The following is an 8015-nucleotide window of genomic DNA, read 5'->3' on the forward strand; positions in this document are numbered from 1 at the left end:
CCAATTTGTCTTGGCCGTTTCTTAATGCCAATTGTGATGTTGAATAAACAGGGAGTGTGCTCGGTGGACTAGACTCGCTCATATTTATAGGCATTCAATGCTTTCTTCATCGTCCGCCGTGCCACGTGAATGCGTGTTTTAACTGTGCCGATTGGAATCTGAAGATGCTCGGAAATCTCGTGGTATTTATACCCTTCAAAATACATACTGAACGGAATGTAGTATTCTTCGGATAGGCCGGCCATCGCATCCTTGATATCCTCCATCACAAATTTGTTTTCGCCAGCGTTAGTGGCTGCGCTGTGTACCAAGTGCGCATTGGAGATTTCATCGGATTGGGAAACTAACCCGCTGGTTTTTACAAAACGTCGATAATTGTTGATGAAGGTGTTTTTCATGATGGTATACAGCCATCCTTTTAAGTTCGTACCTTCCTTGAATTTGCCATGATAGGTCACTGCCTTTAGCATGGTGTCTTGAACCAGGTCATTAGCATCCTCGTCGTCACGGGTGAAATGCAATGCATAACCTCTTAAAGACTCGGTGTGCTGCACCACTAATGTGTTAAACTCAAATCTCGTCATCTTCTTTACGGTTTAAGGGGTTCAGACTTGGGGCCTGAATCTCCGTGTTAAACAATTTTATGATACCAAATAAGCGGTCGCAATGCTTATTGGGAAAACCTGACGTTTTACTTCGGTCTACTTAGTGTCGCGTTAGCTACTGCAAGTATCGTGCTAATCGAGCCGATTACTACTTACTATACTGCCAAAATACAATAAATTTTAATTATTTCACAAAATATTTACTTCCCGCTCCAACACGATGCCGAATCGTGCCTTGACATCTTGGATAATCCGCTCGGATAGGTCATAAATGGCTGAGCCGGAAGCGTTTTTATGGTTTACCAACACCAGTGCTTGGTTTTTCCACGTGCCGGCATCGCCCACACGCTTACCCTTCCAGCCGCATTGTTCGATTAGCCATCCCGCCGCAATTTTAACTTGGTCGGGCCCCGCTGGGTAAAATACGAAATGCGTGTCTGGAAAAGTGGACTGTAGCCGCGTTAAATACTGTACGGGCACAATGGGGTTTTTGAAAAAACTACCCGCATTGCCAATGGTTGAGGGGTTTGGAAGCTTTTCGGTGCGGATGGCCGAAACCACATCGGCAATATCTTTTATGGTCGCATCGGCGATGCCCCGTTTTGCTAATTCGGCACCGATGGCACCGTATGATGTGTTGACCACTGGCGTAAGTGACAGTTGAAGGGTCACCTCGGTAATGATATACCGTCCCTTTGCTTCTCGTTTGAAATAACTCTCACGATAAGAAAACCGGCAAGCCTCTTTGTCGAATGTAGAGAACTCCCCACGTTGTGTGTCAAAAACGCGGCAACGTTCAAAGACGTCCTTCAGCTCTACACCATAAGCCCCGATGTTCTGGACAGGCGCTGCGCCAACCGTGCCGGGGATAAGTGCCAGGTTTTCGATGCCTGCAAATTGGTGTGCCACGCAATACCATACCAATTCGTTCCAGATGACACCGGCTCCGGCTGTAACCGTGACCGCGTTTCCCGAAATGGTGTGGCGAATGCCGGGGATGGTGATGTGGATCACCAAGCCCTCAAAATCGCGGGTGAACAGAATATTGCTGCCCCCTCCCAAAATCAACGAAGGTTGTTGGATGAGGGCACCTTGCGCTGTAAATAGCGCGGCGAGTGCTTCTTCAGAATGGATTTCGATGTATTGTTTGGCAAACACTTCCACGCCGAAGGTGTTGTACTTTTTCAGGGGAAAGTTTTCTTTAACGGACAATTCCATAAAATTTGACTAATATGCTCAACTATTCAAAATAATGACTACCTTTAACATAGCGTTTGGGCTAAACTGCCATAATCGAGCGCTCAAAGATAACAGATTGACCTGACAGCACAACTAAGTTGATTGCATCATGATTAATGCAGACAAAAAGCGTACGCAGATATTGGAGGCCGCTACACGGCGATTTGCACATTTTGGGCTGGCTAAAACCACCATGGCCGAAATCGCTCAAGACCTGTCGTTTTCAAAGGCACTGCTGTATTATTATTTTCCCGACAAGAACGCTTTGTATGCCGCGGTGTTGGAGCACGTAATCAACCAATCGTTCGATGAGATGGAGAGGGCTGTGCCTGCAATTACAGACTGCCACGAGGCCATGATGTTTGTGCTGGATAAGCGGATTGAGTTTATAACGCAATACTATAACTTATTGGAATACTCCATTTCGGCCGTACAGCAGGTCCCGGATGCGATGGCCGGTGTATTGGAAGATTCCAAAGACAAGGAGCGGAGCATGCTTGCCAACATACTTAAAAAGGGGGTCGATACCGGTCAATTACAGGTCGATGACTTGAATGAAACTGCCGATATCCTATTGTTTGCATTGGTGGGTATGCGGTTCAGCATACTGAAAGACATCAAAGGGATGTTGTTTCCTACAAAGGAGGAATTTGATCGGATACTGGTCCTTCAGAAGAAAATGGCCACCGTTTTTTTAAATGGGTTGAAGGCATCAGCCGCTTAAGCTTCCAACCGCTGGTCCTCGCCCTGTAAAATCCGATTGACAATCTGCTGCGCATGCACGCGCGAATTTTCGATGAACCATAGATGGGTATTCATGCCGCCGCACACCACTCCGGCCAGAAATAGGCCCGGTATATTGGTTTCCATGGTTTCGGGGTTGTGAAAAGGCACCCTCGATGCATCGGACGCCAACGTAATCCCTATCTTTTCAAGAAAAGTGAAGTCCGGCTGATAGCCGGTTAGCGCCAAAACAAAATCGTTAGCCAATGTGATGGGGCCGTCGGGAGTGAGGAGATCAACCGCTGTGGGCCTGATCTCGGTCAGCTTACTGCAGAATAGTGCCCGGACCTCACCATTGGCAATGCGGTTTTCGATATCGGGCCGGACCCAATATTTTACTCGTGGTCCGATTTGTTCGCCACGCACTACCAACGTCACGTCTGCTCCTTTACGGTAGATTTCCAATGCGGCATCGATGGACGAGTTGCTTGCACCCACCACGATCACTTTCTGGCCTGCATAGTAATGAGGATCGTTGTAGTAATGGCTTACTTTGGGAAGTTCTTCGCCCGGAATATCCAGTAAACAGGGGATGTCGTAGAAGCCCGTGGCAACAATTACATGCTTGGCAGTGTAGACCGATTTAGTTGTATGGACGGTAAATTCGCCTTCCGATTTTTTAACCATTGTTACCGCTTCAAACAAACGGATATCCAGCTCAAATTGTTGTTGGATGCGCCGATAATACTCAAGCGCCTCGGCACGCTTTGGCTTCGGGTTGATGGATACGAACGGAATACCTCCGATTTCCAAACGTTCGGACGTAGAGAAGAACGTCATGTTTTGTGGGTATCGGTACAGCGAATTAACCAAACATCCCCGTTCTACGATGAGATAGGTTAACCCAGCTGCTTTGGCGGCTATGCCGCAAGCCAACCCGATGGGGCCGCCACCGACAATGAGCACGTCAATAGGTGCTGAAGGAATTTCCATGTGGTACAAAGATAAGCGATAGGAACGCGAAATACAAAGGGCGGTATATTGTCGTTTTCTAGCCTACAAGTCGGCAACCTCCCGCCCAGGTGGTTGTTTCTTGAGGTCGTTGCACACTTTGTATAGGTCGGCAGCAATGCGGTTGAGAAATTGGAGTTGATCGGTTATCAGCCTCAATTCTTCCGAGTCGATATTGTTGTCATCAATGCCAGATGGTGTTTCCACTTCGACTTCCGTAAATACCTCGTCTTCTTCCTCGGCATCGTCTTCAAAAAGCTGGATGCTCCGCGCAAGCAAAGATAAGGTCTTCCGGATTACCTTTATTTGTTCGCCCGTCAATGACGTTTCGGAAGCCCCCTGCACGTTATTAAGCAACGTAACGGAATAAGAAGAGAGAATATGGTTGAATACGACAAATCGGTTTACGTCCTTGGCATCTTTCCGTTTGCTCTTCGGTTCTGTCATCATCCGTTGGAACGCCGATGCCATATTAGCCGTGGTAACATAGACTTCTTTGCGGGCCAGTTTATATTCCGTTACTGTTGGCGATTGGCCAGCAATGATTTTCAGGGCCTGCACAATATACTGGTAGTTGGCGATAAGTAGTTTTCGCATGGTGCCGTACACCTGCACACTTTCCCAACTGGGCAGTATCACATAGCTGGAAAGAAATGCGAGCCCCGACCCAATCAGCGTATCGATAATCCGCTCCTGAAGGATGGAAAGCGTATTCATGCCCAGGAAACTGAATAAGATGAGGACGTAAGGTGTCATAAATATAACACTGACCACATAATTGATACGTATAAGGCTGAACGTAGCAACCATAAAAAGCAGCAATAAAATAAATAGCGAGGTCTCGTCCTTTACGGCGAGCAAGAGGAGTGCACCCGCTACGCCTCCGATCACGGTTCCGATTAGTCGCTGGAAGTTGCGCTCTTTCGTCAGGCTGAAGCCAGGTTTTAAAATAACCATGATGGTTAGCAATATCCAATAACTGTGGGTGCCCACATTAAAAGTTAACGACACCAAATACCCGATTCCCATTACGATCGCCATACGGAGCGAATGCCGGAATAGGGTCGATTTTATCGTCAGGTTTTCACGTAGTTTTTTAAAATCGATTTCTTTGTGCTCAATGAATTTGCTGAGGTCGGTTTCTTCGCTCCGCAACGAATTTTTAGCCTTCAGATCGAAGTAACCGTATAGCGAATCCATGCGTTGAACCAGATTACGGATGTTGATGAGTACTTTACGCAATGGCAGTGCATTGAGTTGGTGTGTCTTCTCGACCCGGTCGATAGCTGTCCGTATCCGATCCAAATCTGTTTTAAAGTTGTAAAGTGCTTTAGGCTTTTTATTGGCGTTGATTTGGTAGGATAAGTGTTCGAGTTCATTGCCGATTCGCCGAATGGTCACATGGAATTGTTGCAACACACCTGTGGAACCAAACTGTTCGCGAATCGAATCATAGTCGTAGTGCGTGGCCATGCTCTGTTCGAATAGGTCGATGATATCCGTAAAAATCAGAATGAGCAACCGCCCGATTTCGGTCGTATCTTTTATTGTTCTCTTGCCGCGGAAAAGCTGGTCGCGAACATTGTCCTGATGGGTGCTTACGGTAATCTGCTGATCAATCAATGCGCGGTAATTCTTTTCAATATCCACTTCGATCGCATAAAAGTTCGCTTTGATGCGGATATAGTCAGCCACGTTTAAAATCGATTCGGCAAGTTCTTGTTGTGCTTGCCGATATGGCCTCACTTGGTATAACGAAAGGCTGAGTATCATGTACCATGTACAGCCAGCCAAAATGTAAAGTAGGTAGGTGAAGATGTTCAACGAAGGGTCGTCCACAGCTCCCATGCTGAGTACCATAATGAGGATACCCATCGTGCCGACCGACGAGGCGCGGGCGCCGTAGACCGCAAACATGGAAAACAGGAAGGACAGCCCCATAATGGTCGTTACAAGCAGGAGGGGGATGTCGCTGACAAGGTTGATGCAAAGAGCAGCAACTAGCACCGATAGGGTGCTGAAAAACATGCCGTTTCGCCGATGATGAACGGGGCCCGGGCTATCCGATAAACCAACGGCCATAGCACCCAACGACACGATGATACCGGTTTGGAGACTGCCAAAGGCCGAAAAGACCAATGCGGGCACGATGGTGCCAAATGTGAGGCGAAGGCCATCGGAAAAATACTGGCTGTAAAAAAAATTCCGGATATCTTTCGCCTTACTCATGCATAGACGGATGGTAATGGCAAAGATACATAAAAACTTGGGTTCGATTATTCTTTGTCGGCTCAGCAATCCAATAAACAGCGATAGGCAAGGCGCTTTTGTGCAGGCTTATCGGGATAAGTCAAGCGAAGGCAACGCCGCATAGCGTGTTTATTGGGTTAGCTTTGTCAGTTTTATCACTTTGAAACCGCCATCTTCTTCCTGAAAACTCCTCGAAATAGCCCGCTATTCCGTCGTCGTTCTTAGTTGAACCTGACCCTTTCAAAGCGTTCTGAGCAACAAATAATAAGCGAACTCAGGTTTAAGGATTGTGATAAGTGCCGTGGTAGGCAGATACAAAATACCCACTTATAGGTATTTGAACCATGAGTCCGCATCGGTAGGTTTGCTTGGCCAACATAGGGTAGCCTGTACGTTGGCTCGAAATATATATTTATGAGTTACGTTAATCAATTTAACCATGTCAAACAACACGATGAATCACGAGCTTGATCAGCTGGCCGCCATGTTCTACCAGTTGGGCAAAGCAGCCGCACAAATAGTTAGCGACCATACCCAAAAGATCAATGAAGACCGGGTGTTAACCGTCACAGTCGCCCGGCAGCGTGCTAGCGCTAAGCATGAAGAAACCGAAACTGAAGCGGCCCTCGAGGTTGCGGAGGCATTATCATAGTTCACGATCACCCCGTTGCGATTGCTCAACCTTTGCCGCCTTGACTCCCCGGGGCAATTATCTTATTTTTAATTTTTCTTTGCCTTTTTTGATGTTTTTGTAATAAACCAGCAGGATTATTTAAAGAGTATTTATATATTTGGTGGTTTGGTTTGGTATTTGATATGTAAAGCTCCCGAAAACCGCGACGGCATTGGTCAACAATCCTTATATTCGCTTTTTTGTCCGTTTCGAGGCCAAGCTGAGGGCCATAGCGAATCCGGCATAATAGAAAACAAACATCGGTATAATCAATAATTAGTTTCGAATGAATTTAAGTAAAAAGCAAGCAGTCTTCGAAAGCGAAGTGCTCACCCGTTTTGAATTGTTCAATAGCCTATTTATGACATTGCCATTTTATCAGGTTAAACATACGGGTACATTGCTTCCGTTCTTTACTACGCATTGCGAACGTGGGGTTGCCGACAAATTGAATCCCGAGGCAATCATAGAGAGCTTTTTCGGGCAATATGCGCAGTATGTCCGTGAGTCGGACCGGATAGATTTACTGTTCAGGATTATCCAGTATATTGAGCGACAAGTTGTGCTTTTTGATGCCGTTGAAGATGCTGCATTCCGTAAAACGGGTCGTTCGGACGAAGCGGGCTTGTTGGATTCGGTATTTACGCAAACCGAAACCAACAAGGAGCTCCGAAGCAAATTGGTGGAGAAGTTGAATGATTTTTCACTCCGGCTGGTATTGACCGCACACCCTACGCAATTCTATCCGGGGCCGGTGTTGGCAATCATGACTGATTTGATTGAGGCGTTGAAGAAGAACGACATCCACAATATCCACCTCCTGCTCCAACAACTGGGTAAGACACCGTTTATGAAAAAGAACAAGCCTACGCCGGTGGATGAGGCCGTTAGCCTGGCTTGGTTTCTTGAGAATGTTTTTTATCGGGTGGCCTCCGCCATCCAATCCAAAATTGATGACGAGTTTGATCTTCCGGTTGACGAGAACAGGCAGCTGGTCGAATTGGGGTTTTGGCCCGGCGGCGACCGCGACGGCAACCCCAACGTGACTGTAGAAAGTACCAAGCGCGTAGCGTTATTGCTGCGTACAGTACTCTTTAGGTGCTACTACCGTGACTTCCGGACAATCAAGCGGCGCATTACTTTTAAGGGTGTGGAAAAATACATGGATATCTTGCAAGGGTTGATATACGAAAACAGCTTTAATCCGTCTGAGAATCCGGAGAATGTGAAGTCGGTGATTATCCACAACCTGAAAGAGATAAAACGCGTGCTGATCGACTACCACGACGGTTTGTTTGTGGAGCTGGTAGACGACCTGTTACGCAAAGTGCGGACATTTGGGTGTTTCTTTGCCACGCTTGACTTGCGGCAAGATAGCAGCATTCTGCGCCAAACCCACGCATACCTCCGTGAAACGTATGCCGACAAACTGGCCGAAGCAGGTGATTTCGAGCAGCTCGATGAGCGTGGTAAGCAGGACGCGATGAAATTTGAGGAACATGATTTGGCCCTGG

General features: G+C 47.0%; 7 protein-coding genes. 3 read left to right on the forward strand and 4 right to left on the reverse strand.

What is annotated here, in order from left to right:
- Positions 1-68: 68 nt before the first annotated feature.
- Both VNQ80_RS07160 and murB read right to left on the reverse strand, forming a co-directional pair.
- Positions 69-584, reverse strand: a complete 516-nt coding sequence (locus VNQ80_RS07160) for an RNA polymerase sigma factor (protein ID WP_325636902.1) — start codon at positions 582-584, stop codon at positions 69-71.
- 210 nt (positions 585-794) lie between these two features.
- Positions 795-1823, reverse strand: a complete 1029-nt coding sequence (gene murB / locus VNQ80_RS07165) for a UDP-N-acetylmuramate dehydrogenase (protein ID WP_325636904.1) — start codon at positions 1821-1823, stop codon at positions 795-797.
- A gap of 130 nt (positions 1824-1953) precedes the next feature.
- On the opposite strand from murB, the gene VNQ80_RS07170 reads away from it, so the two are divergent.
- A complete protein-coding gene (locus VNQ80_RS07170) occupies positions 1954-2568 on the forward strand; it encodes a TetR/AcrR family transcriptional regulator (protein ID WP_325636906.1) in 615 nt (204 codons plus the stop codon).
- Here VNQ80_RS07170 and VNQ80_RS07175 read toward each other — a convergent pair.
- Positions 2565-3560: a YpdA family putative bacillithiol disulfide reductase gene (locus VNQ80_RS07175; protein WP_325636908.1), complete on the reverse strand. Its 996-nt coding sequence runs from the start codon at positions 3558-3560 to the stop codon at positions 2565-2567. The genes VNQ80_RS07170 and VNQ80_RS07175 overlap by 4 nt on opposite strands.
- A 63-nt stretch (positions 3561-3623) precedes the next feature.
- Positions 3624-5807, reverse strand: coding sequence for an FUSC family protein (locus VNQ80_RS07180; RefSeq protein WP_325636910.1), 2184 nt, complete (start codon positions 5805-5807; stop codon positions 3624-3626).
- A gap of 460 nt (positions 5808-6267) precedes the next feature.
- Between VNQ80_RS07180 and VNQ80_RS07185 the strand changes: the two genes are divergently transcribed.
- Complete coding sequence (locus VNQ80_RS07185) at positions 6268-6480, forward strand: hypothetical protein (RefSeq protein ID WP_325636912.1); 213 nt, start codon at positions 6268-6270, stop codon at positions 6478-6480.
- Positions 6481-6787: 307 nt separating this feature from the next.
- Positions 6788-8015: phosphoenolpyruvate carboxylase (locus tag VNQ80_RS07190; protein WP_325636916.1), on the forward strand; the 1228-nt coding region annotated here is incomplete at its 3' end.

Origin of the sequence: Parapedobacter sp. (assembly GCF_035556095.1) — a bacterium.
Lineage (GTDB): Bacteria > Bacteroidota > Bacteroidia > Sphingobacteriales > Sphingobacteriaceae > Parapedobacter.